This window comes from Microbispora sp. CL1-1 (assembly GCF_012034195.1).
In the GTDB taxonomy this organism is placed as follows: domain Bacteria; phylum Actinomycetota; class Actinomycetes; order Streptosporangiales; family Streptosporangiaceae; genus Microbispora.
Genome location: NZ_JAATEK010000049.1, coordinates 26,682 through 52,759 on the forward strand (window position 1 = coordinate 26,682; position 26,078 = coordinate 52,759).

The 26,078-nt window shown below is 68.9% G+C and carries 26 protein-coding genes and 1 CRISPR repeat array; of the genes, 8 read left to right on the plus strand and 18 right to left on the minus strand.

Annotated features, from left to right (window positions below):
* Positions 1–23 precede the first annotated feature (23 nt).
* Complete coding sequence (locus HCK04_RS35165) at positions 24–959, plus strand: hypothetical protein (RefSeq protein WP_142651669.1); 936 nt, start codon at positions 24–26, stop codon at positions 957–959.
* Here HCK04_RS35165 and HCK04_RS35170 read toward each other — a convergent pair.
* From HCK04_RS35170 to HCK04_RS35205, 8 genes are all read right to left on the minus strand, one after another.
* Positions 952–1,293: a YbaB/EbfC family nucleoid-associated protein gene (locus HCK04_RS35170; RefSeq protein ID WP_142651670.1), complete on the minus strand. Its 342-nt coding sequence runs from the start codon at positions 1,291–1,293 to the stop codon at positions 952–954. The genes HCK04_RS35165 and HCK04_RS35170 overlap by 8 nt on opposite strands.
* A 309-nt stretch (positions 1,294–1,602) precedes the next feature.
* Positions 1,603–2,412, minus strand: coding sequence for a maleate cis-trans isomerase (locus tag HCK04_RS35175; protein ID WP_142651671.1), 810 nt, complete (start codon positions 2,410–2,412; stop codon positions 1,603–1,605).
* A gap of 28 nt (positions 2,413–2,440) precedes the next feature.
* Positions 2,441–3,127 (minus strand): transglutaminase-like domain-containing protein, encoded by a 687-nt coding sequence (locus tag HCK04_RS35180; protein ID WP_142651672.1) that lies wholly within the window; start codon positions 3,125–3,127, stop codon positions 2,441–2,443.
* Between the two features lie 25 nt (positions 3,128–3,152).
* A complete protein-coding gene (locus HCK04_RS35185) occupies positions 3,153–4,307 on the minus strand; it encodes an acyl-CoA dehydrogenase family protein (RefSeq protein WP_142651673.1) in 1,155 nt (384 codons plus the stop codon).
* Between the two features lie 80 nt (positions 4,308–4,387).
* Positions 4,388–4,762: an ectoine synthase gene (locus tag HCK04_RS35190; RefSeq protein WP_142651674.1), complete on the minus strand. Its 375-nt coding sequence runs from the start codon at positions 4,760–4,762 to the stop codon at positions 4,388–4,390.
* 96 nt (positions 4,763–4,858) lie between these two features.
* Positions 4,859–5,116 carry a phosphopantetheine-binding protein gene (locus tag HCK04_RS35195; RefSeq protein WP_142651675.1) on the minus strand — a complete coding sequence of 86 codons (258 nt, stop codon included), beginning with the start codon at positions 5,114–5,116 and terminating at the stop codon, positions 4,859–4,861.
* Positions 5,113–6,591, minus strand: a complete 1,479-nt coding sequence (locus HCK04_RS35200; RefSeq protein WP_142651676.1) for an AMP-binding protein — start codon at positions 6,589–6,591, stop codon at positions 5,113–5,115. The genes HCK04_RS35195 and HCK04_RS35200 overlap by 4 nt, the downstream gene beginning before the upstream one ends.
* Positions 6,592–7,098: 507 nt before the next feature.
* Positions 7,099–7,545: a MarR family transcriptional regulator gene (locus HCK04_RS35205; protein ID WP_142651677.1), complete on the minus strand. Its 447-nt coding sequence runs from the start codon at positions 7,543–7,545 to the stop codon at positions 7,099–7,101.
* A 226-nt stretch (positions 7,546–7,771) separates the two neighbouring features.
* On the opposite strand from HCK04_RS35205, the gene HCK04_RS35210 reads away from it, so the two are divergent.
* From HCK04_RS35210 to HCK04_RS35225, 4 genes are all read left to right on the plus strand, one after another.
* The gene (locus HCK04_RS35210) at positions 7,772–8,254 is read left to right on the plus strand and encodes a nucleoside deaminase (protein ID WP_142651678.1); all 483 of its coding nucleotides are present in this window, start codon (positions 7,772–7,774) and stop codon (positions 8,252–8,254) included.
* Between the two features lie 2 nt (positions 8,255–8,256).
* The gene (locus HCK04_RS35215) at positions 8,257–8,913 is read left to right on the plus strand and encodes a DsbA family oxidoreductase (protein WP_142651694.1); all 657 of its coding nucleotides are present in this window, start codon (positions 8,257–8,259) and stop codon (positions 8,911–8,913) included.
* A gap of 199 nt (positions 8,914–9,112) precedes the next feature.
* Positions 9,113–9,433, plus strand: a complete 321-nt coding sequence (locus HCK04_RS35220; protein ID WP_142651679.1) for an SMR family transporter — start codon at positions 9,113–9,115, stop codon at positions 9,431–9,433.
* Between the two features lie 47 nt (positions 9,434–9,480).
* Complete coding sequence (locus tag HCK04_RS35225) at positions 9,481–9,912, plus strand: multidrug efflux SMR transporter (RefSeq protein WP_142651680.1); 432 nt, start codon at positions 9,481–9,483, stop codon at positions 9,910–9,912.
* Positions 9,913–10,099: 187 nt separating this feature from the next.
* Here HCK04_RS35225 and HCK04_RS35230 read toward each other — a convergent pair whose 3' ends face one another.
* Both HCK04_RS35230 and HCK04_RS35235 read right to left on the minus strand, forming a co-directional pair.
* Positions 10,100–11,107, minus strand: a complete 1,008-nt coding sequence (locus HCK04_RS35230; RefSeq protein WP_328855204.1) for a sugar kinase — start codon at positions 11,105–11,107, stop codon at positions 10,100–10,102.
* A 125-nt stretch (positions 11,108–11,232) separates the two neighbouring features.
* Positions 11,233–11,985, minus strand: a complete 753-nt coding sequence (locus tag HCK04_RS35235; RefSeq protein WP_142651681.1) for a GntR family transcriptional regulator — start codon at positions 11,983–11,985, stop codon at positions 11,233–11,235.
* A gap of 101 nt (positions 11,986–12,086) precedes the next feature.
* On the opposite strand from HCK04_RS35235, the gene HCK04_RS35240 reads away from it, so the two are divergent.
* The 3 genes from HCK04_RS35240 to HCK04_RS35250 are packed head-to-tail and all read left to right on the plus strand — an operon-like array spanning position 12,087 to position 16,077.
* Positions 12,087–13,427 (plus strand): MFS transporter, encoded by a 1,341-nt coding sequence (locus HCK04_RS35240; protein ID WP_142651682.1) that lies wholly within the window; start codon positions 12,087–12,089, stop codon positions 13,425–13,427.
* 14 nt (positions 13,428–13,441) lie between these two features.
* Positions 13,442–14,653, plus strand: coding sequence for a D-mannonate dehydratase ManD (gene manD / locus HCK04_RS35245; RefSeq protein ID WP_142651683.1), 1,212 nt, complete (start codon positions 13,442–13,444; stop codon positions 14,651–14,653).
* Entirely contained in the window at positions 14,650–16,077 is a 1,428-nt protein-coding gene (locus tag HCK04_RS35250; protein ID WP_142651684.1) for a mannitol dehydrogenase family protein, read from the plus strand. The genes manD and HCK04_RS35250 overlap by 4 nt, the downstream gene beginning before the upstream one ends.
* 68 nt (positions 16,078–16,145) lie before the next feature.
* A CRISPR array of direct repeats spans positions 16,146–16,843; the repeat unit is 28 nt; unit sequence GGACCATCCCCGCGGGCGCGGGGGCGAC.
* 18 nt (positions 16,844–16,861) lie between these two features.
* Here the strand turns inward: HCK04_RS35250 and cas2e are convergent.
* From cas2e to cas3, 8 genes are all read right to left on the minus strand, one after another.
* Positions 16,862–17,170, minus strand: a complete 309-nt coding sequence (gene cas2e, locus HCK04_RS35255; RefSeq protein ID WP_142651685.1) for a type I-E CRISPR-associated endoribonuclease Cas2e — start codon at positions 17,168–17,170, stop codon at positions 16,862–16,864.
* On the minus strand, positions 17,167–18,198 hold the full coding sequence (gene cas1e / locus HCK04_RS35260) for a type I-E CRISPR-associated endonuclease Cas1e (RefSeq protein ID WP_142651686.1): 1,032 nt from the start codon (positions 18,196–18,198) through the stop codon (positions 17,167–17,169). The genes cas2e and cas1e overlap by 4 nt, the downstream gene beginning before the upstream one ends.
* A 7-nt stretch (positions 18,199–18,205) precedes the next feature.
* Positions 18,206–18,958: a type I-E CRISPR-associated protein Cas6/Cse3/CasE gene (gene cas6e, locus HCK04_RS35265; protein WP_142651687.1), complete on the minus strand. Its 753-nt coding sequence runs from the start codon at positions 18,956–18,958 to the stop codon at positions 18,206–18,208.
* 6 nt (positions 18,959–18,964) lie between these two features.
* Entirely contained in the window at positions 18,965–19,780 is an 816-nt protein-coding gene (gene cas5e, locus HCK04_RS35270; protein WP_205831110.1) for a type I-E CRISPR-associated protein Cas5/CasD, read from the minus strand.
* Positions 19,765–20,889, minus strand: coding sequence for a type I-E CRISPR-associated protein Cas7/Cse4/CasC (cas7e, locus tag HCK04_RS35275; RefSeq protein ID WP_142651688.1), 1,125 nt, complete (start codon positions 20,887–20,889; stop codon positions 19,765–19,767). The genes cas5e and cas7e overlap by 16 nt, the downstream gene beginning before the upstream one ends.
* A 33-nt stretch (positions 20,890–20,922) precedes the next feature.
* The gene (casB, locus tag HCK04_RS35280; RefSeq protein WP_142651689.1) at positions 20,923–21,516 is read right to left on the minus strand and encodes a type I-E CRISPR-associated protein Cse2/CasB; all 594 of its coding nucleotides are present in this window, start codon (positions 21,514–21,516) and stop codon (positions 20,923–20,925) included.
* 47 nt (positions 21,517–21,563) lie between these two features.
* Positions 21,564–23,192, minus strand: coding sequence for a type I-E CRISPR-associated protein Cse1/CasA (gene casA / locus HCK04_RS35285; RefSeq protein ID WP_142651690.1), 1,629 nt, complete (start codon positions 23,190–23,192; stop codon positions 21,564–21,566).
* A gap of 117 nt (positions 23,193–23,309) precedes the next feature.
* On the minus strand, positions 23,310–26,078 hold a 2,769-nt coding region (gene cas3, locus HCK04_RS35290), incomplete at its 5' end, for a CRISPR-associated helicase Cas3' (RefSeq protein ID WP_142651691.1).

The window sequence follows — 26,078 nt, forward strand, 5'->3', positions numbered from 1 at the left end:
CGGCGAAAGTGACCCTCGGCGCCATGGGCGCCGCCGGCGCGGCGGGAGGCCTGTCCGGCGCGCTCTCGCCCGAGACGCTGTTCGGCGTCTCATACCTCGACGGGGATCCCGACAAGATCCGCGAGGCGGCCGACCGACTGGACATGATCGCCGATGCGATCGACAAGCACTTCCAGCAGGCGCACGAATCCGCCCAGAAAGTCTGGCAAACCAGCACCGACGACGCGGCTGCGGCGTTCCGGAGGTTCTGGAACGACGACTACGGCAAGGCGGTGCTCATGACCTCTGTCAAGGTCCGGCAGGCGGCCAACGCGTGCCGGGCCTACGCCGAGGTCATCGAGACGATCAACTACTTCATCGCATGCTACTGCGCGTACTCGACGATGGTCATGATGTGGACCATCGCCTACCAGCCGATCACCTGGAAGCTCTACCAGGCGATCATGCGGAAGCAGGCGAATCTGCTCATCTCACTCTCGAACAAGTGGGTGATCCTCCTTTTACCGGCTCTCGCCACCCTGGCGTACTGGGTGACGGACAGCCTGTTGTATCCGGTGGGTGAGGTGGCGATCCCGCTGGCGTTCAACACTGTGGCCGGCATCAAGACCGACATGTCCGGCGCCGATGTCCGATCGCTCGACTACAACGCGACCGCCTACCGTGAGAACTTCGTCGCGAACGTGGCCTTCAACGGAGTCGCCGACGGGACGGCGGCCGTGATGCGGAATATCCCGGGCCTGAAGTCGCTGGCCGCGCCCATCACCTTGCCGAACGGGGCCGAACTGAACACCGGCTCGTTCATCCCCCGCATGGCCGGTTCGACCGCGTACTCGATGACCCTGGACGTGCAGCATGGCGACAACCCGCTGCCGGGCAGCGAGACCGGGCTCACGGAGGACCAGATGTACCAGAAGTTCATCGTCCACGGCACCCGCAGCCTGATCCCGCGGATCAGGTGAAGCGGCGGCGATCCTCCTGCGCGCGCTCTTCCCCGAAGTACGGGCGCGCCACCTCGAGCAGCTTCCGCTCCGCGTCCTCGACCGCCCGCCGCGACGTTTCCATGATCGTGTCAGCCAGCTCCTGCGAGCCTGTTCTCATGGCCCGGGGATCGATCCGAAGCCCGATCAACTGCCCCGAGCCCGACACCCGCACCCTGATCTTCTCGTCCCGGCTCGTCGCCTCGCCGACCACCTCTCCGATCCTGTTCATGACATCGGAGAGCTCTCGCGATGTCGCCTGGAACTCCGCCTTGATCCGATCGAACTCGGGATCGCCAGAAAGAAGATCTGCCATGAGGCATTCTTACCTGCCTTCTGGTGAAACCCTGAGCGAGGGGTCAGCCGGGTGATGCGCGTACGGCGGGCGACCGCTCGCCCAGGTAGCGCCTTGGACCTGGGCGAGCGGGCGCCGTCGAGCTCGTGACCCGGACCTTGATCCGGTTTCGCGCACCTTCACTGATCTCGCCGGACATCGACATGATCAGTCGTGCGCCTCGGTGGCCGCACGATCGGGCCGCCGACCTCGGGCCCCCTCAGGGGAGGGTCGTGGTGCTCTGGCAGCGGGAAGGTGAGCCTGGACTCGTCGCCAGGGCGGGCAGCATGCTCATGACGCACCGCTCCCGGGCGCCGTTTCGAACAGCCGCCCGTAGCCGGTGATCCCCCGGGCGATCTCGCCGGCCCCGGCCAGGTGCAGGGCGTGCCAGAACAGCACCTGGTTGGCGGTCAGGACGGCGAAGTCCAGCTCCTGCTCCAGGGCGTCGATGACGCCGACCGCGCGGATGCCGTTCCCGGCGACCAGGACGGCGTCGGGCCGGTGCCCCGCGACGGTGGTGCGAATCCAGTCCGCCAGGGCGTGCGGGGTGATCAGCTTCTGGTTGCTGGGCAGGCCGCACGGGCCGTGGTGGACGACCGTGAAGCCCTGCTCGGTGAAGTAGCCGGCGCCGAGCCCGGAGAGCCGGTCGTCGAACCACGGCGGATTGACGATCGCCACCTTGCGGGCGCCGAGTGCGGCGAAGCCGGTCACGGCCGCAGCGGTGGTGCCGGTCAGCGGGATGCCGCGGGTGTGGCGCCCCAGCCGGTCGAACAGCTCTTTCTCACCGCTCGCTCCGAGGACGTAGGCGGAGCTGGTGAAGCCCAGCGCGATCACGTCGAGCGGGGAGGCGGCCAGCAACTCCACCGCGTGGTCGATGTGCGGCGGCTCGACGAAGGCCCGCACCGGGTCGTGCGGAATCTTCGGGTCCATCTCGCCGCCGGCTCGCATGGCGCCGAAGTGGACGCGCGAGCCGTGCAGGAACACGTCCTCGGGCGCGATCACCTGAAACTCCGACTCCGGGCCCACGTCCGCGTGCGGTACGACCAGGCCGATGCGCGCCCGGGCCTCCCAGCCGTCCTTCTGTGCTCGGATAGTGTTCATCTCGGCGTCTCCTCGTCGTCGGGCCGGGTCAGGCGGGCGCCTCGGCGGCCAGCGAGCCGCCACGGACCGTGCCGGTGCCGGCGGCGCTCAGGAAGTTGGGGTGCTTGCGGCGCATGTTCTCCATCACGAACTCGTAGGGAACGTCGTCGAAGCCGCCGTGGTCGGCCAGGAACTCCATGCTCTGGCGGCCTTGGTCGTCGAAGGGGTGGTACAGGCTGTCGGCGGTGCCGTCGAACTCCAGCGGCTTCATCCCGTACAGGCGGCACAGGATCTTGTTGAAGACCGGGGTGGCCTTGACCCATCTGCCGTCCACGTAGACGGAGTTGAGAGCGTGGAAGAAGACATCCCCGCCGACGTGGGCGCGCAGCCGGTCGGAGGCGAGATGGTTGCGCACATCGCCGTAGTGGACCCGGGCGGGAATGCCCACGGCCCGGCAGGCCGCCGCGTACAGCGTCGACTTGTGCAGGCAGAAGCCCTCGCGGACGGACGCGGTGTGGCTGGCCCGCAGTCCCTGCGGGGACAGATCGGCCCCGTACACCTCGTAGAGGACGTCGTCTCGGACGGCGTAGTAGAGCTCGACGGCCAGCCGGCGCTTGTCCGCGCCGCGGTCGCTGACCGCCTCGTCGATGAACGACTGGACTGAGTCGCTCTCGTAGTCGAGGAAGCCGGTGGGCGCGGTGAGCCGTCGGAGGTCGCCCGAAGTCGCTGCGTTCATGGTCACCCTTTCGTCGGCTTTCGGCTCACAGACCGAGGAGGGAGGCAATGCGGTTGCGCTGGATCTCGCTGGTGCCGGAGTAGATGGTCCCGCCGATCGCGTTGCGGACGTCCCGCTCGATGCCGGTGGCGGTGAGATAGCCCTGGCCGCCGAAGATCTGGACGGCGTCGAGCGCCGTGCGCTTGTTGGCCTCGCTGACCACGATCTTGGTCGCGGCGATGTCGAGCGTGGCGTCCTGGCCGGCTTCCACCTTGGCGCCGGTGTCGGTGAGCCACTTGCGGGCGGTCTCCACCGCGATCTTCATGTCCGCGATCTTGTGAGCGACACCTTGGAAGGCACCGATCGGTGCGCCGAACTGGCGGCGGGACCTGGCGTACCCGAGCACCCGCTCCAGACGGTGTTCCATCTCGCCGAGCGTGAGGGAAAAGGAGAAAAGGATCTCCCGCTTCATCACATAGTCGAGGATCAGGAAGCCGGCGCCCTCCTGGCCGATGCGCCGTGCGGCGGGCACACGCATCCCCTCGAACGTCACCTCGCTCAGCGGGGAGGTGCGCAGCCCCATCTTGTCGAGCGGCTCGCCTACCCGGAGACCGGGGGTGTCTCGCTCGACCAGGAAGACACTCAGGCCGAACGGGCCGGGCTCGGCGGTCCGTACGTACAGCAGGAAGAGATCGGCTATCGGGGCATTGGTGATGAACATCTTGCCGCCGTCGATGACGTAGTCGTCGCCGTCGCGGGTCGCCGTGGTGGAGATGTTCAGGGCGTCCGAGCCGTTGCCCGGCTCGGTGATGGCGTGCGCGGTGACCAGATCGCCCGTGACGATCCCGGGCAGGAAACGGGACTTGAGCTCCTCGGCGCCGAACGCCTGCAGCGGGACGCCGACGCTGACGATCTGGGTGGAGGCGGAGAAGCCGAGGCCGATGTCGCGGCAGGTGCGCCCGAGGCCCTCCAGGGCGCGCATCGTGTCGGTCAGGGTGCCGCCGCGGCCGCCGTACTGCGTCGCGAACGGTACGGCGAGCAGTCCAGAGCGCTGGATTATCTTCCACTTCTCCCAGGGGAACTCCGCGCGGGCGTCCCACTCCTCGACATCTTGGTTGAGTTCGTCCGCCCAGGGGGCGGTGAGGGTGTACGGGTCCCATTCGATGCCGGCGGTGCGCGGTGCCGACGGTGCGGACGTCATAGGTGTGCCGCCTTCCGGTACGTCGCTGGTCGGGGCCGGGTCCGCCCCGCTGCCGGCGGGGCGGACCGGATCGCGGAATCTCAGTACTGGGAGAAGCCGTCGGAAGACAGCGTGTGCTTCTCGTCACCGCGCAGGGCCGGGGTGAACACGGAAACCAGCCTCAGATCCTCATAATCGGAGGCCACGAGGTAGTGGGCGTCGTGCTCGTTGAGGGCGTATAAGGTGCCCTCGGTGATCTTGAAGCGTTCACCGGACACGGTGACGATCTCGCCGGAGCCGCCGGTGCAGTAGCAGGCCTCGAGGTGACGGCGGTACTGCAGGGCGCTCGTGGTGCCCTTGCGGACCGAGGTCTCGCACACCGTGAAGCCCATGCCGTCGGCCTCGGTGAGCAGGCGGTAGCTGGTGCCGTTTCCCCACTCGACGGGGACGATCTCACTGCTGCTGCGGACAATCATGGCAGTCTCCTTATTGAGGTTGGTTGCCTTCCGGAAAATGTTCGGGAGATGCTCCAGGAGCGTCTTCCGGTCTTCCGCCCGAATCCGGACGCCGGCTCAGGCGGCGGTCTTCGTCGCGTTCTCGACGAACGCCGAAATGGCGCCGATGCTGCGGAAGCCGTCCGGGGTCAAAGGGATGTCGTCGGTCGGGATCGAGTAGGTCCGGGAAATGTGCGAAACGATCCGGACCACGCCCAGGCTGTCGACGACACCGCTGTTGATGAGATCGAAGTCCGAGGTCAGCTCCGCCGTGTCCTCTCCGTCGAGGAACTCGGCGACGATGTATCCCCGTATTTCGTCAACCAGGGAGGTCATGCGCGGTTCTCCTTCTGTCGTGCTGACTTGATGAGATTGCGGTCGGGTTTTCCGGTGGATGTGCGCGGCAGCGGGGCGTCACCCACGTGCACGGAGGACGGGATGGCATGGCGGGGCAGGCGCTCGGCGCTGTGCAGGCGCAGTCGCAACGAGGTGAGCGAAGTGCCGGGCCGACGGGTCACCTGGGCATGCAGCCGGTAGCCGGCCTCGGGGTCGGGGATCGCCACCACGGCGGCCTCGGCGACGTCGGGGTGAGCCGCCAGGACGTTCTCGACCTCCTGCATGTTGGTCCGCACCCCGCGGACCTTGACCTGGAAGTCGGTGCGCCCCTTCAGCCAGTACAGGCCGTCGGCGTCCCGGGTGACGAGGTCGCCGGTGCGGTAGAAGACCTCGTCGCCGCCGTCGGGAGCAGGCACGAACACCCCTTCGTTGCGGGAGCGTTGCAGGTATCCGGAGGTCTGGAACGGCGTGCTCACGAGAAGTTCACCCGTACCGGGACCGTGAAGGACCTGGCCCTCGTCGTCGAGCAGCAGGGCCCGCACCCCGGGCAGCGGCCGGCCGATGGGGATCCGCTCACCGGCCTCCGCAGGGTCGGCGTCGTAGATGAAGCTGTCGTTGGTCTCTGTGCATCCGAAGACGTTGTGGAAGCCGGCGTGGGGGAAGGCGGTGCCAAGCTGCCGCAGCAGCGCCTGCGGCAGCGCGTCCCCGGTGAAGATCACTGTGCGGACCGCCGGATGGATCGCGCCGTCCTGGGTGAGCAGCCGGTGCAGCATGGGCACGCCCTGGACGAAGGTGACCTTGTGCCGGGTGACCAGTTCCTGCAGGTGACGGGCGTCCGCGCTGAACTCCTGTTCGACGAGAACGGCTCGGGCGCCCAGCCATAGCGGGGTCCACACATCCAGCAGGGAGAGGTCGAAGTTCAGGGGGGCGTAACTCAGCAGCGTGTCCTTCTGGGTCAGGCGGAACCGGCCGGTCGCCCAGTCGGCGAACCGGTCGAAGGCATCGCCAGGGATGGGGACGATTTTCGGCGTACCAGTGGAACCGGAGGTGGTGAGCAGCAGCGGTGCGGTGGCGGGGTCCACGGCGTCGAAGTCCCGTGCGGCCTGCTCGTCCGGCACGACCGGGGCGGTGGCAAGGACCCCCTGGTCATCCACGGTCAGCACCCGGGAGCACCGGGCCTGCGCGGCGAGCGCCGCACGGGCGGTGGAGCCCAGTTCGGGCGAGGGCGCAAGGACCGCGTAGCCGGCCCGGAAGGCGCCGATGAGCAGGGCGATCGTCGCGGGCGTCTTGTGCGCGGGCACGCACAGCGGCTGCCTCCGGTCGAGCCCGAGACTGTTCAGGACACCGCACAGGTCCTCGGCGACGCCGGCCAACTGGCGGTACGTCACCTGCTGCTCGCCCCGGATCAGGGCCACCTGGTCGGGCCGGCCTCGGGCGTGCGCGGCCAGCGCATCAAGAAGGCGTGGTGATGGCACGGTTTCCCCCATTCCTGCATCTGTTCATGAGAGAAGCGATTACAGCGGAGGCGGACGGCGATCGAGTCGCCAAAGAACTCTCGGTGCCTGCGGCCATAGCGCGACCGACCCGGCATCACGACCCGGCATCACGACCCTGTGATCGAGCCGTGATCAACTGTACCTACGATCAATGCATAGTCAAGCATGTATTTTGATCCGATTCGTCAACCGTCCGGAGGTACTTGACTGCGCATGTTTACGGTCGGGCTGCACGATGAGGTCGCACCGGTTTCACGGGTGCGGGCCTTCCGGCTCGGTGTGGCGACCAGACCGGAGCGCCGGCCGGCAAGCCCTCAATGCGCGCCCTCAATGCGCGCCCTCAATGCGCGACTGAAACGCCCCGCTGACCGAAACCGGTCATCTTCGCCCGCCCCACGCACGAAAACGCCGAAAGCCGTCCCGGGGGACGGCTTTCGGCGGGCGATTCGTCCGGGGGCTCAACCCGGAAAGGGGAAACGATGCCGCTCAGACCGCGCCGCGCAGCGCCTGGACCGTGCTGCCCAGCTCCGGGGTGGCACCGGCGGTGTTGAGCGCCGCGCTGAGGACCTCGGAGTAGGTGCCACGCGCCTCGGCGTAGCGCTGCCTGCCGGCATCGACGATGACGGCGTAGACGCCGCGCTTGTCGTCGGGACACACGTCCCGGACGGCGAAGCCGGCCGAGAAGAGCCGGCCGACCAGCCGGGTCACCGAGCTCTGCCCGAGCCCGACCTTGTCAGCGAGCTCCTGCATGCGCAGCTCGCCGTCCTTGGCCTGGACGAGACACTCCAGGGCACGGAATTCGGAGAGCCCTATTCCATGCCTGCGCTGCAGGGCCTGGGTGAGCTGACGCTCCACCTGCGCGTGCAGGGTGAGGACCCTCCCCCACACGGCCTGGTCGGACGAGGCGGCCGGCGCCTGAGAGATCGTAGTCATGAAGCAGCTCCATCTCGGGCAGCGCGTTGACACAAAGATACATGTTCATGCAAGCTTAACCCACTCGCTTGACTCACGCAGGGGGACCCATGAAGGCTACGAACATGCACGTACAAGCAAATGTTCGGCAGGTTGCCGGGGACTCTGACCGCCCGTGGTCCCTGGCCTCCACCGTCGGCGGTGCCGTCCGGCGGAGCCGGACCACGGCCTGAGACGGGAAGCGAACATGTCCCATACCGAGATCCCAGAGAGCGAGCTGATCGAATACGTCCGTGCGGCGGTACGGATCAGCCGCGAGCACGTCGCCAAGGGCGGCATCCCGTTTTCCGGAGTGGTGGTCAACGACGGTCGTGTCCTCGGCATGGGCTTCAACCGGGTACGCGAGGACAACGACCCCACCGCGCACGCGGAGGTGGTCGCGCTGCGTGAGGCCGCCGCCAAGTATGGGCTGCACGCCACCGCGGGGGCCACGCTGATCGCCTCCGGAGAGCCCTGCGCGCTGTGCTACATGGTTGCGCTGTATTTCAACGTCGGCCACATCGTCCACGCGGCCGACCGCGAGACGGCCGCCAGGTACGGCTTCGACTACTCGGGGTCGTACTCGATCTTCGCCAAGGACCCGGCGGCCTGGCCGATCAAGGTCACTTCGCTGCAGATCCCCGAGGGGACCAAGCCGTTCGAAGAATTCCTCGCCATGGACCGGAGGTGAAGATGACCGATACGCAGACCAGCAAGGTCGGTATCAAAGTCTGGTCGGATTATGTCTGTCCGTTCTGCATGCTGGCCGAGGGGCCACTGCACGAGGCCACCCACGACCTCGACGTCGAGGTCGAATGGATGCCGTACGAATTGCGGCCCTACCCGACCCCGACGTTGCGGCCGGAGGACGAGTACCTGCCGGCGATCTGGGAACGATCGGTCTATCCCATGGCCCGGCGGATGGGCGTGGACATCACTCTGCCCACGGTCTCACCGCAGCCCTACACCCGGCTGGCGTTCGAGGGCTACCAGTACGCGGCCGAGCACGGCAAGGCCGCGGAATACACTCCGCGCGTGCTGCGGGCCTTCTTCCAGGAGAACCGGGATATCGGTCAACTGGATGTCCTCGCCGACATCGCCTCAGAACTGAGCCTCGACAAGGCCGGTTTCATCAAGGCGCTGGAATCCGGGACGTACACGGAGACCCACCAGGAGGCACTGCGGACCGCCGAGGCGCACCGCATCTCCGTCGTTCCCACGATCATCATCGGCGGGCGCCACCGCATCGAAGGCGTCCCCACCGCAGCCCAGATCCGCAAGGCCGTGCTCGACGCCCAGGCCGAACAGGCGGTCGCCCAAGGCGCCGCCTGCGGCATCGACGGGTGCTGACACGACCCGGCGTTCAACTGGCCGGGTTCGCAGCGCCCGACTGTGCGACCGGCTCACGGTGACACCGACGACCGGACCACCCCGACTCCGCCCGACCTCCTGGCGCACCAGCGCTCTGCCGTGCCACCACGTTCACATGGAACGGCGAACTCATGGCGGCCGGCCTCACAACCGGCCCCCATCAACGAAAGGACTGCTCATGCAGTGGGTCTACCTCGCCATCGCGACCATCTTCGAGATCACCGTCGCCATCGCGGCCGGAAAGGCCGAAGGCTTCAAGAACCGCAAGTGGACCATCGCGACCCTGCTCAGCGGTGCCATCGCGACCTATTTCCTCAGCCAGGCTCTGCTGACCTTCGACGTGGGCGTCGGCTACGCCATCTGGACGTCCGTCGCCGGTGTCGGCATCACCCTGCTCGGCGTGCTGCTCTTCGGCCAGCGCCTGACCTGGCGCAAGGCGGTGGGCATCGCCGTCATCATCATCGGGGTCGTCGGCCTCCAGCTCAGTGGTGTCGCCTAGAGATCCCGCCAGCCTCTGACCCCATCCTCGCGAAAGGAATCGCGTACATGTCCGACAACAGCCGCTCATCGGCCAGCTCCTGGCTCACGCTCCTCCTCGCCGGAGGGTTCGAAATCGGGTACGCGCTCTCCGTCGGTGGCAGCCACGGCTTCACGCGCCTGCAGTGGTCGCTGGTCGCCGTCGTGTTCTTCCTTCTGACGCTCTGGGCGCTGAGCGTCGCGCTGCGCACCATCGACGTCGGTATCGGCTACGCCGTCTGGGCAGGAATCGGGGCGGCCGGTGCGGCGCTGCTGGGTCCCATCTTCTTCGACGAGACCCTCACCCCGGTCAAGGCCCTGTGGTTGGCCATCATCATCGCCGGAGTGGTCTGGCTCAAGCTCGCCGACAGGCCTGAGAACAGCCGGGAGCCTTCGGCCGGGCCGCAGGACGCCCAGGGCATCCTCGCCGGCAAGCAGAAGACCCACGGCGCGCAACTCTGAGGGCGATTCAGCCCACGTCCGCCGAACCACTGTCCACAACAGCGGTCGCTCCGGGCCGGGTCACTGATCCAGGCACTGCCTGCGGTCGGGAGCATGGTCAGGGTCCAAGCCTCGAACGGGGTGCCAGTGACAACCGCCGCGATCAACGCCGGGAGTGAGGACCGCTTGGCGGCTCTCCGGGCCTTGCTCAGCGCGTCACGTCCTCCCGGCGGGCGAGGAGACCGAGCTCGGCCCGGGTGGGCAGGCCCTCCCAGTCGCCGGAGACCGTACAGGCGAACGCGCCGACGGTGACGGCGGTGTCCAGCCGGACCTCTGGTGGCTCACCGGCGAGCAGGTCGGCCAAGTAGCCGCCGACGAAGGCGTCCCCCGCCCCTACCGGGTCGAGGACATCCACCGGTACGGCGGCACGCGTCAGGCGGCGCCCGTCGATGACGGCGGCGCAGCCCCGCGCGCCCAGCTTGACGATCACCTGGGAGGGGCCGAGATCGGCGAGCCGGGCAGCCAGGTCGAGGGGGTCGTCCGTGGCCGACACGAACAGCTCGGCCTCCTCGACGCCGGCGAAGACCACGTCGCTGTCACGCAGGATGTCGATCAGTCCCTTGCCGGCCTGCTCGGGCGTCCACAGCCGTGAGCGGTAGTTGACGTCGAAGGAGACGATCAGGCCATGGTGCCGGGCCAGCCTCACCGCATGGCGTACGGCATCGGCGGCCGAGTCCGACAGTGCGGGGGTGATGCCGGTGACATGCAGGAGCGAGGCCCGTGCGATGGCCTCCTCGGACACATCGGCGGGCCGCAGCCGCGATCCGGCGCTGCCCGCCCGGTAGTACCAGACGCTGAGCGAACTACTGGTGCGCCGTTCCTTCACCATCAGCCCGGTCGGCGCCTGGTCGTCGACGAGGCCGCGCACCTCCAGGCCCTCGGCCCGCAGCTCTCGCAGCACCAGGTCGCCGAAGCCGTCCGCCCCCACGCGGCCGATCCAGGTGGCGGAACCACCGAGCCGCCGCACCGCGATCGCCACGTTGCTCTCGGCGCCGCCGATGCCGACGGCCATGTCGGAGGAGTGCCGCAACGGCCCGACGCGCCCGGCGGTGAGCCGGGCCATGGTCTCTCCCACGGTGACGAGCCCCCCGGTCCGCTCGCTCATGGACGGCCCTCCGAGAGGGAGCCGTTCCTCCCCCGGCGCTGCGGTGCTCACATGCGTTCCTCTCGTCGCGGTGGATTCACGGGCTCATCGGGTTCGGGCTCATCGGGGTCGGGCTCATCGGGGTTCGGGCTCATCGGGGTTCGGGCTCATTGGGGTTGGGCTCATCGGGGTCGGGCTCATCGGGGTTGGGCAGAGGAGCGCCGGGTCTCGCGGCGCGGGCGGACCGGCACGTCGTCGTCGCTGAACAGCTCGGGATGCCGGGCCCTGATCTTCTCCACGTCGCTCAGCACCAGGCGCAGATGCCGCCGCAGCGCCTCCTCGGCGAGCTCCAGGTCGCGGTCCTCCAGCCGGTCGACCACGTCGGTGTGCTGGCGGATCAGCAGGTGGAGCTGCTGGGTGAGCGGTAGCGACAGCCGCCTGGCCCGGTCGAGCTGCGCCTTGGCCTGACCGACGACGCGCCAGGCGTCGCCGTGGCCGCTGACCGCCATGAGCCGCGCGTGGAACTCCTCGTCGAGCTGGAAGAAGGCCTCGGTGTCCGCGCGCTCTTCCGCGTCGCGTTGCGCGGAGAGCAGGGTGCGCAGGTCGGCCACGTCGCGGTCGGTGACCCGCGTCACCGCCTCGCGCAACGCGGCCATCTCCAGAGCCTCCCTGATGAACTGCGCCGAGGCGATGTCGCTGAACTTGATGCGCGCCACGAACGTGCCCATCTGTGGATAGACATCGACGAGCCCCTCGTCGGTCAGCAGGATCAGGCTCTCCCGCACGGGGGTCCTGCTGACGTTCAGCTCAGCGGCGAGGTCGTTTTCCGACAGGGCCGCGCCCGGCTCCAGCTCGAGATTGATGATCTGGGTCCGTAGCAGTTCGTGCACGAGCTGGCGGGTGTTCCTGCCGCGAGCGCGAGCGGCCTGCAGTCCTTCCTTCGATGCCATAGGAGTCCTTCTTACCACTAGACAAAAGTGTCTGGTGCACTTGTATGGTAGTCGACCACGTAACGAGTACGTAATCTGAGTCGTCTGCGAGGAGGCCGTTCATGAACGATGGAGATGCAGTCGCGCCGAGGGACCTGCGGCGGACCGTCGGAGCGTCCGTCGTCGGAACCGTGGCGGAGTATTACGACTTCTTCATCTACGGCACCGCGTCCGCGCTCGCCTTCAACAAGATCTTCTTCCCCGAGGTCGATCCCGCCGTCGGGACGCTGGCGGCCTTCTCGACGTACGCCGTGGGGTTCTTCGCCCGGCCGCTCGGGGGCCTGGTCTGGGGCCACATCGGTGACCGGATCGGCCGCAAGCGGGCGCTGGTCTCGACGCTGCTGCTGACCGGCCTGGGGACCTTCGCCATCGGCCTGCTGCCCACGTACCAGCAGATCGGGATGTGGGCGACGGCGATCCTGGTGCTCGTCCGCCTCGTGCAGGGGTTCGGGGTGGGCGGCGAGCAGGGCGGCGCCGTGTTGCTCACCATGGAGGCGGCGCCGCCCGCCCGCCGCGGCTGGTACGCGAGCTTCGTGCAGCTCGGCAGCCCCGCCGCCTACCTGGTGCCCAGCGCGCTGTTCGCGGTGCTGACCGGTTCCCTTTCCGAAGAGTCGTTCCTCTCGTGGGGCTGGCGGGTGCCGTTCCTGCTCAGTGCCGTCGTCGTGGTCATCGGCCTGTTCGTCCGCCTGCGCATCGACGAGTCGGAGGTCTTCAAGGCCGCGAGGAGGAAGAAGCAGGCGGAAAGCGCCCCGCTGCCCCTGTTGATGCGCAACCACCGCAAGGAGGTGTTCGGCGGGCTGTTCACGAAGTTCGTCGAGGCCGCGGTGTTCCCCTTCTACACCGTCTTCCTCGTCTCGTACGGCAAGCAGCACGGCGTGGACGACTCCATGGTGCTCAACGCGGTCATCATCGCGATCGTGTGCGAGCTCATCACGATCCCGCTGATCGGCCGCCTCACCGATCGGATCGGCCGCCGCCCGGTCTACCTGGCCGCCGCCGTGCTGAACCTGGTGCTGATCGTGCCCGCGTTCAAGGCCATCGAGACCGGAAACATGGCCGTCATCGTGCTGCTCCTCGTCGCCGGTCTGGCGCTGGGCCACGCGGGGACCTATGCGCCGCAGGCGTCCTACTTCCCCGAGCTGTTCCCGGCCGCGGTCCGCTACAGCGGCGTCTCGCTCGTCTGGCAGTTCGGCTCGATGATCGCCTCCGGCCCCTTCACGGTGGTCGCGGCCGCTCTGCTGATCGCCGGTGGCGGCTCCTTCGGCTGGGTGGCGGTGTACGTCGGCGCTCTCGTGCTGATCAGCGTCATCGCGCTGTTCTTCATGCCCGAGACGGCGCCCGGCCGCCTGGCCGGCAAGGAGTACGCCGACCAGCCCCGCGCCGTCCAGACCACGGGCGCCTGAGGGGAGCGGGATATATGGCGACCATTACCGACGCGAGGGTCATCGTCACCTCGCCGGGGCGCAACTTCGTGACGTTGAAGATCACGACCTCGGACGGCGTGACCGGCCTGGGAGACGCCACCCTCAACGGCCGCGAGCTGGCCGTCGCCGGCTACCTGCGCGACCACGTCGTGCCGCTGCTGATAGGCCGCGACCCCGCCCGCATCGAGGACACCTGGCAGTACCTCTACAAGGGCGCCTACTGGCGCCGCGGTCCCGTGACCATGACCGCCATCGCCGCCGTCGACACCGCCCTGTGGGACATCAAGGGCAAGGTGGCCGGGCTGCCGCTCTACGAGCTGCTCGGCGGCAAGGCCCGCGAGGGCGCCATGGTGTACGGCCACGCCAGCGGCGGCGACGTCGCCGAACTGCTGGACGACATCGCGCGCTTCAGAGATCTCGGCTACCAGGCGATCCGCGCCCAGGCCGCCGTGCCCGGCACCCCCGGCAGCTACGGCGTCAGGCACGGCCGGGGAGTGTACGAACCGGCCAACGCCTCGCTGCCGGACGAGCAGATGTGGTCGACCGAGGCATATCTGGACTTCGCCCCCGGCTACCTCGCGGCGGTGCGCGAACGGTTCGGCTTCGACTTCCACCTGCTGCACGACGTGCATCACCGGCTCACCCCCACCGAGGCGGGGCGGCTCGGGCGGCGTCTTGAGGACCTGCGGCTGTTCTGGATGGAGGACCCCACCCCCGCCGAGCTGCAGGAGTCCTTCCGTCAGATCCGCCAGGCCACCACGACGCCGATAGCCGTCGGGGAGGTCTTCAACTCCATCTGGGACTGCCAGCAGCTCATTACGGAGCGGCTCATCGACTACATCCGGGTCTCCGTCGTACACGCCGGCGGCATCACCCACGTCCGCCGGATCTTCAACCTGGCAGAGCTGTACCAGGTGCGCACCGGCTCGCACGGCGCCACCGACCTGTCGCCCGTCAGCATGGCGGCGGCCGTGCACCTGGACGTGACCGTCCCCAACTTCGGCGTCCAGGAGTACATGGAGCACGAACCGGTCACCCACGAGGTGTTCCGCCCTACGTACGAGCTGCGCGACGGCGCCCTCCACCCCTCCACGGCGCCGGGCCTGGGCGTGGAGATGGACGAGGAGGCCGCCGCCCACTTCCCGTACGAGCCGAAGTATCTGCCGGTCAGCCGCAGGGCCGACGGTTCGGTGCACGACTGGTGAGCACCACCGACCGGCTCTCCCGAGCCACGCTGTCCCGGGTGCCCGAGCCGTCGCGCCCCGCGGTCGACCCCGCTTCGCTGCGACCACGCCTGGTCCACCTCGGCATCGGCGCCTTCCACAGGGCCCACCAGGCCGTCTACACCGAGGCGGCCGAGGCCGCGCATGGTGGCGGCTGGGGCATCGCGGGCGTCACCCAGCGCAGCCGTACGGTCGTGGACCGGCTTCGCCCGCAGGACGGCCTCTACTCCCTGGCGCGGCGGGAGCTCGGCGGACCCGCCGTCCAGGTCGTCGGGTCCGTCGTCGAGGTGCTGCACGCGGTCGACGACGGGCACCGGCTGGCGGCGTTGCTGGCCAGCCCCGACGTGGCCGTGGTCACGATCACGGTGACGGAGAAGGGTTATCGGTGGGATCCGGCGACCGGTGGCCTCGCCGTCGGCGATCCGCTGGTGCGAGCCGACCTGGCGGGGGCGCCCACGCCGGCCACCGTGGTAGGACAGCTCGTCGCCGGACTGCGTGCGCGGATGCGGGTGGGGGCTCCCATCTCCGTCGTGTCGTGCGACAACATGGTCGGCAACGGCGAGATCACCGGGCGGCTCGTCCGCGAATACGCCGCCGCGAGCGGCTGGCCGGAGCGCGATCGCCTGCTCGACTGGATCGACTCCACGGTCGCCTTCCCCTCGACCGTCGTGGACCGCATCGTGCCCGCCACCACCGACGCCGACCTCCGTACGGCCGCGCTGGCGCTGGGCCTGCGGGACGAGGGGGCGGTGGTGGGCGAGCCGTTCAGCCAGTGGATCGTCCAGGACGCCTTCGCCTCCGACCGGCCCCGCTGGGAGGCCGCCGGCGTCACCTTCGTGCCCGACGTCCGCCCGTACCAGATGATGAAGCTGCGGCTGCTGAACGGCGCCCACTCGCTCATGGCCTACCTGGGGCTGGCCGCGGGGTGCGAGACCGTGGCCGACGTCATGGACACGCCGTGGGGCGAGCCGGTCGTACGCGCCTACACGGCCGAGGTGGCGGCGACGCTGACCGGCGGCCTTTCCTCCGAGGCGTACACCGACGCCCTGATCGAGCGCTTCGCCAACCACGCCATGCGGCACAGGCTGCGCCAGATCGCCGCCGACGGCTCGCTCAAGGTGCCCGAGCGCTGGCTGGCCCCGCTGCGCGAGCTACGCGCGGCGGGCGCGCAGACGCCGATGCTGGAGCTCGCGCTGGCCGCGTGGGCCAGGCACACCCGTGACGGCGAGCCCGACGACCCCGCCGCGGCGCGGCTGAGCCAGGCGTGGGCCGACCGGCGGGGCGCCGACGCCGTACGAGCCCTGCTGTCGGTCATCGGCGCCGACGACCTCGCCGAGGACGACTCCCTCACCGCCGCCGTCGCCGCGCACCTGGCCGACCCGCCGCGGCTCGGGTCTGTTCCGTAGGTAGACGGCTCCGTCTCGCCGCCATCCTGGCGCGCCTCCACGACTCCGGCTTCCGGATCGTGATCCGCGGCCCATCCCCGCGGGCGCGGGGGCGACGTGGTGTACGTGTCCCACGCCTCGGCCATGCTCGGACCATCCCCGCGGGCGCGGGGGCGACTGCTTGTCGGACACGCCGAGCTGCCCGTTCGCCGGACCATCCCCGCGGGCGCGGGGGCGACCACCATACTCGGCGCGCGACATACAGGCGAGGGGGACCATCCCCGCGGGCGCGGGGCGACTCGCGCCGCTCCCACGGCTCGCACTGGCACTCAGGACCATCCCCGCGGGCGCGGGGGCGACTTTCAGCAGGGCGTGCAGCCGCCCGGCGAGCTCGGACCATCCCCGCGGGCTCGGGGGCGACTTACGCACCTGCTCGGGCGTGCGGGTCGGGACGGGACCATCCCCGCGGGCGCGGGGGCGACGAGCAGAGCGCCGTCAACATCTGGCTAGACGACGGACCATCCCCGCGGGCGCGGGGGCGACCGATGCGCAACCCCGTTCCTGCGGCACCTGGTGGGACCATCCCCGCGGGCGCGGGGGCGACGAAACCGGCAGCGCCGCCGAGATCCACGCCGGGGGACCATCCCCGCGGGCGCGGGGGCGACTGTGGCGCGACCGGAGCCCGGCAGTATGGATACGGACCATCCCCGCGGGCGCGGGGGCGACTTCGCCGACCGGAGCGCGTACGGCACGATCGTGGGACCATCCCCGCGGGCGCGGGGGCGACACTTGCTGAGCTGCACGTTTATCTGGCCTGGGGGCGGTTTTCATTCGGTTGGGTTCGGCGGCGGGCCGACAGGATGAGGCCGTCGAAGTCGGTGGGGTGCCAGCGATCTTTGCCTGCGGTGCGGACGGTCCATCCTTGTTCGTTGTTGGCGGGTTCGACCAGGATGGCCTGGCCGTCTCCGATTCGGGTGGCAAGCAGATGCCATAGGCGGTCGCGGATACGGCGGCTCGGGTTGCCGACAAAGACTCCGGCGTTGACCTCGACCATCCATCGTGTGAGATGGCCGCGGAGACCTTCGGGAGCGGCGATGAGGACGACAACGGTCATGGCGTGAGGCCGGGGGTGTCGAATTCGGGGCCGATGACGGCGATGTGGTCTTCACCCATACTCGGCTGGACAAGGTTGAGGCCGAGGTTGATGGCCAGGTCGGACTCGTCGGCCCAGTTGATGCCGCCCGCGACGGTGCCGAGCCGTTCGTCCCAGAGCTGGTTCAGGTCGTCGTCCAGCGCATCTGGTTCGCCGGGGGCGAGGAGGTTCTTGATGTCGGTGACGATCCGATCCAGGAGGCGGGTCTGGGCAATGCGGTCGCGAAGGCCGATGCGGGCGTCGCGTTCTTCGGTGAGTCCCTTGGCGGCGAGATCAAAGGCCAGGGGGATGGTGAAGTCGGCTTTGTAGAGGTCGGCGATGTCCAGAACGAAGGAAATGGCCGATCCGGTGTGGACGAAGCCGAGACCTGGACTGGCACCGATGCCGACGATCACCGCATGACAGATCCCGTACAGGGCGGCGTTGGCGGCCGACAGGAGGCGGTTGAGGTCGTCGCCGGCGGCATGGGCGTCACCGGCGCGGTATTCGCGGCGGTTCCAGGCGACGCCGGTCCGCTGGGAATGCGCTTGGTAGAGCTTGCGGACGCGTGCTCCTTCACGTCCGCGAAGCTGCTGCATGGTCGCGGTCGAGACGTCCTCACCGGGAAAGCGCATCGCGTACATGGCGCGGGCGACGTTCAGGCGTTCCTTGGTACGGGTGACGAGCCAAGCTTGGCGGTGCAGGAGGTTGGCACCCCGTGCGGGGCCAAGGCCGGCTGCGTACATGCGGACGCCTTGTTCGCCGACCCAGCACACGGTGGTGCCGGAGTCGGCGAGCAGGCGGATCGCGCCGTGGGTGACGCGGGTTCCGGGGCCCATCAGCATGACTGCGACCATCGCGGCGGGGACGCGGACGGTCTCGCGTTTGTTGATGATGACGACGGCGTTCTCGTCCCGGTCGATGTGGCTGCGTTCGACATAGACGCTGGAGACACGGTCGGCGACACGGTGCAGGTCGTGCGGGTGGGCTTTCCACCAGATGTCAGCCATCTGCCGCTCACTGACCGCCGGGGAGCAGGGCGAGGGTGAGCAGTCCGCATCCGTAGGCCTTGGACGGGCCGATGCCTCCCAGCAGTGCGTCGGTGAGCAGGGCGGTGTCGGTGACGCGCAGGCGGCCTTCGAAGGTCGCGGTGTGCAGGGTGATGCGCCTGCCCCGGTCGCCTTTGCTGAATTCGTGCCGGTTGCGGGCGATGAGCCGAACGTCCGGTGCAGGTAGGGCCTTGTCGTCGGCGGGGCCGGGGACGGCGGGGTCGGTATGCGCCGGCGGGATGTCGAAGCCGTGCCGGGTTGTGCGGTCCAGGAGCCAGCCGAGTTGGGCGGTCGCGGTGCGGTGAGCGAGCCGGAAGGAGCGGCGGTCCCCCGCGGCGATCCGCGCGGCTTGGGTGGGGGTCGGTTTGTCGGGGCGGTTGGTGTTCTGCACGGGGCTGGCGGTCAGCCGGAAGGCGAACTCGCGGCCAGGAGCGATACGGGCGAGCAGAGGGGTGTAGTCGCCGATGGCGAAGTGTTCGTCGTCGGCGTCGGGCCAGCCGGCGGCCTCGACGATGTGGGTCCAGTCGGGTTTGGACTGGGTGAGGACGAACAGCAGGGGCCGGTGCGGGTTGTCGACATCCAGCCGCCACAAGATGCGCTCGCTGTCGGGGGTGCCGGGGATGCCGGCGCAGACGTAGGCGTGCATGACGCGGGGGCTGGCGAGCATGGCGCGGCTTTGGGCGCGCAGCGGGTTGATTCTGATGCGGGACAGGTAGGTCATCGGTGGTCACCAGCCCAGCAGGGCGAACGGATCATGTGCGGAGGGAGCGTCGGACGGCGGGACCGGGTTGTCGAACCCGGTGGGGATGGAGCGCCAGAGGTGGGTGACGCGCCGGGTGGCGTAGCGGCGGTCGCGCGGATCGAACGAGAGCGGTTCGTCGTGCAGGATCTGGTCGCCGTCGACGGCCTCGACGGTCACCATCCGATCGATGAACGCCTGCCGCCCGTGCTGTCGTTCGAACTCGGCGCGGGCGTACTCGCCGGCCTGCCATGGCTGGGTGGTCAGCGCGTCCAGGATCGGCTCACTGGTGAGGCCGAGCAGGATGGGCTGGGAGGGGACGCAAGAGCGCCGCCCGAGCGCCAGCGGGAACGCGGGGTGGGTGACGGCCTCGGCCAGCGATTCCATCAACGGTTTGGGACCGGCGACGGCGGCGACGAACACCGCGTCCTGGAGGTAGAAGCGCTGGGTGATGTGGGTGTATTTGGCGGGCGAGGTCGGCTTCTGCACGCCTTTGGCCGAGACCCCGGCCTGGGGCAGCGGGCGGCCCTGGTAGTCGCTGACGGTGTGGTAGTCACGCAGCAGCGTGCCCTCCTGATCGACGCGCACCCCCATGCTCAGTCCGAGCAGGTCGCCGAGGGGTTCGTGGCGGGGGTGGCCGGTGGCGGCGGCGAGCAGCCCGATCACGCCGGACTTGGTCGGCTGCGGCCGGGTGTCGCGCCGATTGAAAGCGCTTTGGTCGCCCCAGGACTGCAGCGGCCCGGCCAGCCGCAGCAGCAAAACGGCCTGTTCGTGGCGGGGTTCGGCCATCAGTTCGTCTTCCACGAGGTGGTCAGGGCCTCGTTCAGGCCCGACAGCAGCCGGCTGAAGGGCTGGTTGGCGCCGAACGCTGCGGTGAAATCACTGTCGTTGTCGAAGGCGTGCGAGACCGCGACATGCACGGGCGTGTCACCCCACTGACGGCTGGAGCGCTCGTACTCCTCGGCCAGGCGGGCGGCGGAGGCGGCGGCGATCCCATCGGCGTTGCGGATGGGCCGTTCGAAAGCGGAGACAAGGTTGACCGGCTGGTCGTCGCGGACCACGACCGCGACCAGGCTGGGGCGGGTGCGGTGGGCGAAGGAGTTGATGTGCCCCGTCGGCATCGACAACGCGAACGCCTCGGCGAACCGACTAACCGCCTCGATCGCGACCTCCACGCTGCCGAGGTTGTCGGCGAGCTGGTGCACGCCGACCGTGGCGTACCGGTACAGGGTGGCGGCGTTGAACCCGACGTTGCCGATCATCCCTGCGCCGGACTCGTCGGCCTCGTTCTCGTCGTCGACGGCGGTGTAGTAGTCGGATTCGATCTCGACCGCATGTGTGGAGATGGCGTGGGCGACCTGGGTGGCGGCGTCCACATTCAACGAGGGGATGTCGGCGACCATTCTGCCGAACAGAGCCACGCCCATCGGGTGGCCGCTCTTGAGCCGGTCGGCTACCGGCAGGTCCTTCGTTGCCGCCTTCAGCTGCTCGTCGTCCAGTCCGGCCAGGGTCTTGGCCTCGTCGGCGATCAGGTCGACGATGTCGTCCAGCTGCCGGTAGCCGAAGAACAGCAGGTAGGCGGTGTCTCCTGCCTTCTTGCCAGCCTTGATTCCCAGCGGTTCCAGCAGCGCCCCGGCGATCCGCGCCGCTGCCTCAGCCTCGACACCGGTGCGTGATGCGATGCGCTCGGTCAACTGCCCGGCGATGCGCTTGGTGCGGGTGCTGTGGTCGGCCTCGGGCAGCTTGTCGTCGAAGGCACGCCTGGTGGCGCGCTTCCACGCCTGCGACGACACCCGTGCACGGCGCACCCCGCCGAACCGGGCCTCTTTCGGATTGCCCTGGTCGTCCCGGTTCAGGTTCGCCGGGGGAACCGTCTGGATGATGTGGAAGTCCACGTACTGGCGCTTGGACATCGTCGTCTCCGATCAGCTCGGTTGGGGGATAGGTCAGAACGCGGCCGGGGGCTCGTCCTGCGGTGCGGTCTGTCTCCAGACCTGGTAGTCCAGGGCCCAGGCACGGCGGGCGGCGCGGCGGCGGTCGTCGTAGTGCCAGTCGCGGATGAGCCGCATCAGGCGGGTGTAGTCGAGCGGCTGGTTGACGACCCGGAGCAGATCGACCAGGCCCCGCAGCCGGATCAGCAGCGCTTCGGGGGTCGTGGTCGTAGCCGCCGCTTCCACGCGATCGTCGATCGCCTTCTCGCTGAACCGGTCGCTGGCCCGCAAGCGCGCCAGCGCGGTGCCGAGCCGCACGTCCGGGCGGTGCATCGAGATGCTCTTGGACTGCTGGTGCAGCCCGTACAGGGCGAGGGCGGCATGCTCGGCCTTCTGCTCGACTGATGCCTGGCCGCGGCGCGCCAGTTCATCGTCGATCTCGACGGTGTAGTACGGCCACAGCTTGGGGACCTCGCCGAAGCCGCGGCCAAGACCGGCCCGCATCGCGGCCAGGTCCTCCCCCGGTGGCGGGCCGAGCGGGCGCCGGCTTCGCGTGTCGGTCAGCCAGGTCCCGTCGGCGGCTGCACGATTCCAGTACGGGGTCGCCATCGCGATATCACGCTCCAACAGGCTGAATGGGGGTTTGGGGGAGGAGGTCAGGCGGCACGCCGGTGCTCGGCGGCGCGCGGCAAAATGGCCGAAAGATCGCGTCGCAGCTTGCCCTCGACATGGCCGAGCCCGGTTTTGGCGGCCGGCCCCTCCTGATCGCTGCTGCCGCGACGCGGGGCGAACACCGACTCCGGCACCGCAGCGAACACCTCGTCGGCGATCTGGCGGGTGATCCGGTAGGCGACCTGCTCCCAGGCCAGCAGCACCTTCTCCAGTTGTTCATCGTCGAGGCCGCCCACGTGGCCAAGGACACGGCGCACCACGGGGTCGAGGCGGTGCAGCAGCTGCTCCCCGGGGCGCTGCCCCTTGTCCCACGGGATCGGGTCCAGTCCCGCGGCCCGGCGCAGGTCCGCCGACAGGTGGTTGATCGCCCGGGCGAGCTGCTCTGCCTGGCTGGTCATCTCCACCAGCACCCCGTACAACTCGGCGTCCGCCTGCAGCGCGGCCACCGGCAACGGGATCAGATCGTGGTAGACGTCCTCGATGACGGCCGACTGATTGCCATACATGATCCCGAACGCCTCGACGCGCAGCGGGTAGTCCTCCTGGAGCGCTCCAACAGCTCGCAGATCGGCGGCCTGCCTCAGCAGGCTGCTCGTCTCCACCGACCCGCCGTCCAGGTCACTGTGGTGGACGGCCAGCAGCGCTTCCAGACCGCGCCAGATCGTCTTGCCGGGCATGTGCCGGCGCGGTTTGCGATCGGCGGCCTTGGCCTTCGCCGCCGGCTTGTCGTACTTCCAGGCGGTGTGCGGCTCCCACTCCGGAAGCTCCCGCATGCGGTCCCCCGCCGCCACGATCACCCGCCTGACCCGCACTCCCTGCGGCGTGTCCTCCGGGATCAGCCGGATCCGGCGCGACTGCCACGTCCATAGATCAAGCAGCCCATCGGGATAGCCAGCGGCGGCCCAGACCGGGCCCGCCGGGGGACGCCGCCAGTGCGGAGTGCCCAACGCCGACCTCGGCCCGACGGGCAGGTTCAGCAGCAAGGTTTCATACAGCGTGCGGCCGGTAGGGATGAGCACGCCGAGCTGGCCCAGCGGACCCGTGGGGTTCCCCGTTGTCTTGCCGGCCTTGACCTTGCTGTCGCCCTTGGCGCCGGTCTTGATCGCCGCGGTGTCCCAGCAGTGGGCGTGCACCAGCCACCGCACCGCCTCCGCGGGCGTCAGGGCGGGCGGCTCGGCCTCGGTCCGCGCCCCGAAGAGCGGCACATTGTTGCCGGTGGACTCCGTCGCCACCAGCAGACCGGCGCCCTTGGTCTCCCCGCTGACCGCCTCCAGGCTGCCCACCTGCGCGAACGGAGTCTGGCCGAACGCCTGGAACCGCTCGCTGTGCTTCGCCAGGTACGTGCGGATCTGGTCGCACTCAGCCTCGCTGAACGCCCCGGCCTCAAAACGCCCGCGCCACTCCGCACGATCGGCCGGCAAGCCCACGGAGTCCGCGACGACCGGCAACAGCACCTGCCGCAGCAGCGCGGGAACCTGCGTCGCGAGCTCGACCACCAGCTCAGTGAAGGTGTCCGCCTCGGTCAGGGCCCTCTCGATGCCCACCTCGAGCAGAGCGCCATCATGCCGCCGCAGCGGCAACCAGCCGTCATGTACCAGGTCGAACCGATCCATCTATGGCCTGCCTTCGGGGGGAAGTGCCGTACCGAGGAAAGTCAGGGGTGAGCGTAGAGGCGGGCACCGACATTTCGCTTGGTTCCAGCTCGCGACCGGCCAAGCGCCGCAGGCCCTTCAGCCCGTGTCACTGTTGCCCTTGCCCACGATCAGTCCGAGATCTCTGGTGTAACGGACCTTCCAGCGGTCAAGACGCGCTCGTCCTGCCGGGTCGAGCTTGAGTGCACGGCTGTAGCGCAGCCACGGGTGGTCTCGCCAGCCGTCCAACGGCTGAAGCTCATTTTCGGCTGCCGTCGCGAGCTTGGCAGGCAGGCGAACCGTACCGCCCAGAACCTCATCAAGGAGGTCAGCCGGCACCTCCCCGTTGATGCCCAGGCGCCGTCCCGTCCAGGTGGCGTAGCCGCTGGAGTCCTTGTGGACGATGACGACTTCGATGGTGGGTTCGCCGTCGCGGACGATGGCCTGGACGATTTCATCAGGGCCCTTGGTCTCGGCGTAGTGCAGGCCCTCCAAGGTCGTGTTCTCGTGTTCCCTGAAGCGCGTCAGCAGGAACTTCTGGGCACTGTCCGCGCGCGCCTTCTCATCTGAGTCCCACTTGGCGAACGCTTCACGTTCCGCCTTCGCCCATGCCTCCGGTACGACCGGTCTGTTCCCGTAGACGGCTGCGACCAGAGTGGGAACCTCGCCGGGGATGTCCCAGGATGACGTGCCGGTCGCGGAGACGAGGGCGGCGGTGCGTAGCAACAGGTAGCGGCCATAGATCGCTTCGCTGGCCGGGAGAATCCACGGAGCACCTGTGCCGAGGGCGTCGAATCCTGTGATCACGACGCAGGGTTCACGAACCTTCGCTGGCCGGGGGATGTCGTTGTGGCGGTGGAGCCGGCCGATCCGCTGCAGGAGCAGGTCGATCGGGGCCAGGTCCGTGACCAAGATGTCGGCATCCACATCGAACGACTGCTCGGCCAACTGTGTCGCGACCAGGATCGTGCGGGGGCGGAGCTCGGTCGACGGCCCGAGCCGGGCGAGCGCGGTCTCCGTTCGGTCTGCCCGATGGGCGGCGTGCAATCTCCCGTGTAGGAGCAGGACGTCGTCCCCGAAGTGGGCACGCAGGGCTTGGTAGGTCTGTTGGGCGCGGTCGACGGTGTTGCGGATCACCAGGGCACAGCCGCCGTCGTCGAGACGGTCGGCCAGCAGCGTGACGACCGCATCCGTACCCATGTCTGGTGCGGAGGCCGCTAGGGAGGGCTCAGAGAGCACCTCGATCCGTACACTGAGGTCATCCCGCCAGGAAGAGCAGTGCTCGACCAGCCGCTGCGGACCCGTGTCCTCCAGCCAGACCGCGGTGACGTTCGGATAACCGCCTGGCGCGGGCAGGTCGAGTGCCGGTGGATCCTCACTCGACGCGGCACCGGCGAGGTAGGCATCGACCAGGGCACGGCGTTGGGCGGGCGGCAACGTCGCCGAGAGCAGGACGACCGGCACGCGGGCCTGCCCCAGCCAACGCAGTCCCTCTAGCAGGAACTGGGACATGTACACGTCAGCGGCGTGCACCTCGTCCAGGATCACGACTTTGCCGACCAGGCCGGCCATCCGCAGCATCACGTGCTTGGTGCGGGTCGCGGCGAACAGCAGCTGATCGATCGTTCCCACAACCAGCGGGGTCAGCAGCCCCCGTTTGCTGCCCAAGAACCACTCCGCAGGCGCCCGCCGCTCAAGAACCTCGCCGATGTCGAACGACGACATCCCGTACAGGGCGTCCTCGTCCACGGTGCCGTAAATGTCGTCCGGGCTGTCGCCGACCTCCTCCAGCAGAGCCTGCCATTCCCGGTTGAAACGGCGCTTGCCATGCAGCAGCGCCACCTGCGACTCCAGACCCGGCGCCACCTTGCCCGCCCACTCGCGCACCTGGGAGAAGATCGGGTCGCTGGTCGCCTGGGTCGGCATGCCGACGAACACGCCGTCTGCTCCAAATCGGGCAGCCAGGATCTCCGCCGCCAGCAAAGCGGTCTTGGTCTTGCCCTCCCCCATCGGCGCCTCGACGATCACAAGACCTGGGCCACCCATGCGCCGCACGGCATCCATCACCATCACCTGGGAGAGACGCGGACCATGCCCGAAACGGTCCTGGAACATCTCGTTCCCGGGAACTGTGAGCGCCCCCCAGCCGCCTCGCAATCCCAACTTCTCCCACGCTTTGGCGGCGCGTCCGCGGGACACTGTCAGGCTGACGTCGCGTAGATCATCGATCCCCGGGAAGTGACGTTCATCGCTGGCAATCCAGTCCGCCATCACCACCAAGCCGCTCAGATGCAGCTGATCGGCGCGACTGGGAACGCGTAGGGGCTGAACCTCCTTCAGCCCTTCGAACCCCAACTGGCGGGTGAAGACCTCGACCACCGCCGACTGCACCCGACACCATCCGGGGCCCTTGCCGTGGAGATGACCCCGTGCACGGACAGGTTCGATCAAGCTTCCTGAAGAAGGAAACTTGCCGTGGTGCCCAGCGATCAAGGGCCAAATCCATGAGATATGGTCGTCGGCCCACCCGGCTTCTCCCAGCACATCCCGGATGAGCTTCCCGCCGGCCCGGTCGTGGCGCCAGCGTTGCCGACCGGTGGACATCCAGGTCAGCCCTGCTTGCCTGACTGCTCGCGCCGCCGCCTCGTCCATCTGCTGAAAAGCTGGAGTCGCCTTCCCGCAATCATGGATGCCGCAGATCCAGGCGAAGAACCGGCGCCCGCGCCCAGGACCTCCTGCCACATCCTCCAGCCAGGCCTTGGTCGACGGGGCAAGGTAGTGATCCCAGATCTGCTCGGCGACCGCAGCGGTATCGAGAAGGTGACACATCAGCAGGTTCATACGTCCCGCCGCCTTCGCGGCCGACTT

Bases quoted from the DNA above. Each gene is read 5' to 3' on its own strand.
- cas2e (WP_142651685.1), bottom strand. From the start codon at position 17,170: ATGACCGTTGTCGTCCTCATCGCCGCTCCCGAAGGTCTCCGCGGCCAT.
- cas6e (WP_142651687.1), bottom strand. From the start codon at position 18,958: ATGACCTACCTGTCCCGCATCAGAATCAACCCGCTGCGCGCCCAAAGC.
- HCK04_RS35220 (WP_142651679.1), top strand. From the start codon at position 9,113: ATGCAGTGGGTCTACCTCGCCATCGCGACCATCTTCGAGATCACCGTC.
- cas7e (WP_142651688.1), bottom strand. From the start codon at position 20,889: ATGTCCAAGCGCCAGTACGTGGACTTCCACATCATCCAGACGGTTCCC.
- HCK04_RS35175 (WP_142651671.1), bottom strand. From the start codon at position 2,412: ATGAACACTATCCGAGCACAGAAGGACGGCTGGGAGGCCCGGGCGCGC.
- manD (WP_142651683.1), top strand. From the start codon at position 13,442: ATGGCGACCATTACCGACGCGAGGGTCATCGTCACCTCGCCGGGGCGC.
- casA (WP_142651690.1), bottom strand. From the start codon at position 23,192: ATGGATCGGTTCGACCTGGTACATGACGGCTGGTTGCCGCTGCGGCGG.
- HCK04_RS35185 (WP_142651673.1), bottom strand. From the start codon at position 4,307: ATGACGTCCGCACCGTCGGCACCGCGCACCGCCGGCATCGAATGGGAC.
- HCK04_RS35225 (WP_142651680.1), top strand. From the start codon at position 9,481: ATGTCCGACAACAGCCGCTCATCGGCCAGCTCCTGGCTCACGCTCCTC.
- HCK04_RS35195 (WP_142651675.1), bottom strand. From the start codon at position 5,116: ATGACCTCCCTGGTTGACGAAATACGGGGATACATCGTCGCCGAGTTC.
- casB (WP_142651689.1), bottom strand. From the start codon at position 21,516: ATGGCGACCCCGTACTGGAATCGTGCAGCCGCCGACGGGACCTGGCTG.
- HCK04_RS35190 (WP_142651674.1), bottom strand. From the start codon at position 4,762: ATGATTGTCCGCAGCAGCAGTGAGATCGTCCCCGTCGAGTGGGGAAAC.
- HCK04_RS35165 (WP_142651669.1), top strand. From the start codon at position 24: ATGGGCGCCGCCGGCGCGGCGGGAGGCCTGTCCGGCGCGCTCTCGCCC.
- HCK04_RS35205 (WP_142651677.1), bottom strand. From the start codon at position 7,545: ATGACTACGATCTCTCAGGCGCCGGCCGCCTCGTCCGACCAGGCCGTG.
- HCK04_RS35235 (WP_142651681.1), bottom strand. From the start codon at position 11,985: ATGGCATCGAAGGAAGGACTGCAGGCCGCTCGCGCTCGCGGCAGGAAC.
- HCK04_RS35180 (WP_142651672.1), bottom strand. From the start codon at position 3,127: ATGAACGCAGCGACTTCGGGCGACCTCCGACGGCTCACCGCGCCCACC.
- HCK04_RS35170 (WP_142651670.1), bottom strand. From the start codon at position 1,293: ATGGCAGATCTTCTTTCTGGCGATCCCGAGTTCGATCGGATCAAGGCG.
- HCK04_RS35240 (WP_142651682.1), top strand. From the start codon at position 12,087: ATGAACGATGGAGATGCAGTCGCGCCGAGGGACCTGCGGCGGACCGTC.
- cas1e (WP_142651686.1), bottom strand. From the start codon at position 18,198: ATGGCTGACATCTGGTGGAAAGCCCACCCGCACGACCTGCACCGTGTC.
- HCK04_RS35215 (WP_142651694.1), top strand. From the start codon at position 8,257: ATGACCGATACGCAGACCAGCAAGGTCGGTATCAAAGTCTGGTCGGAT.
- HCK04_RS35210 (WP_142651678.1), top strand. From the start codon at position 7,772: ATGTCCCATACCGAGATCCCAGAGAGCGAGCTGATCGAATACGTCCGT.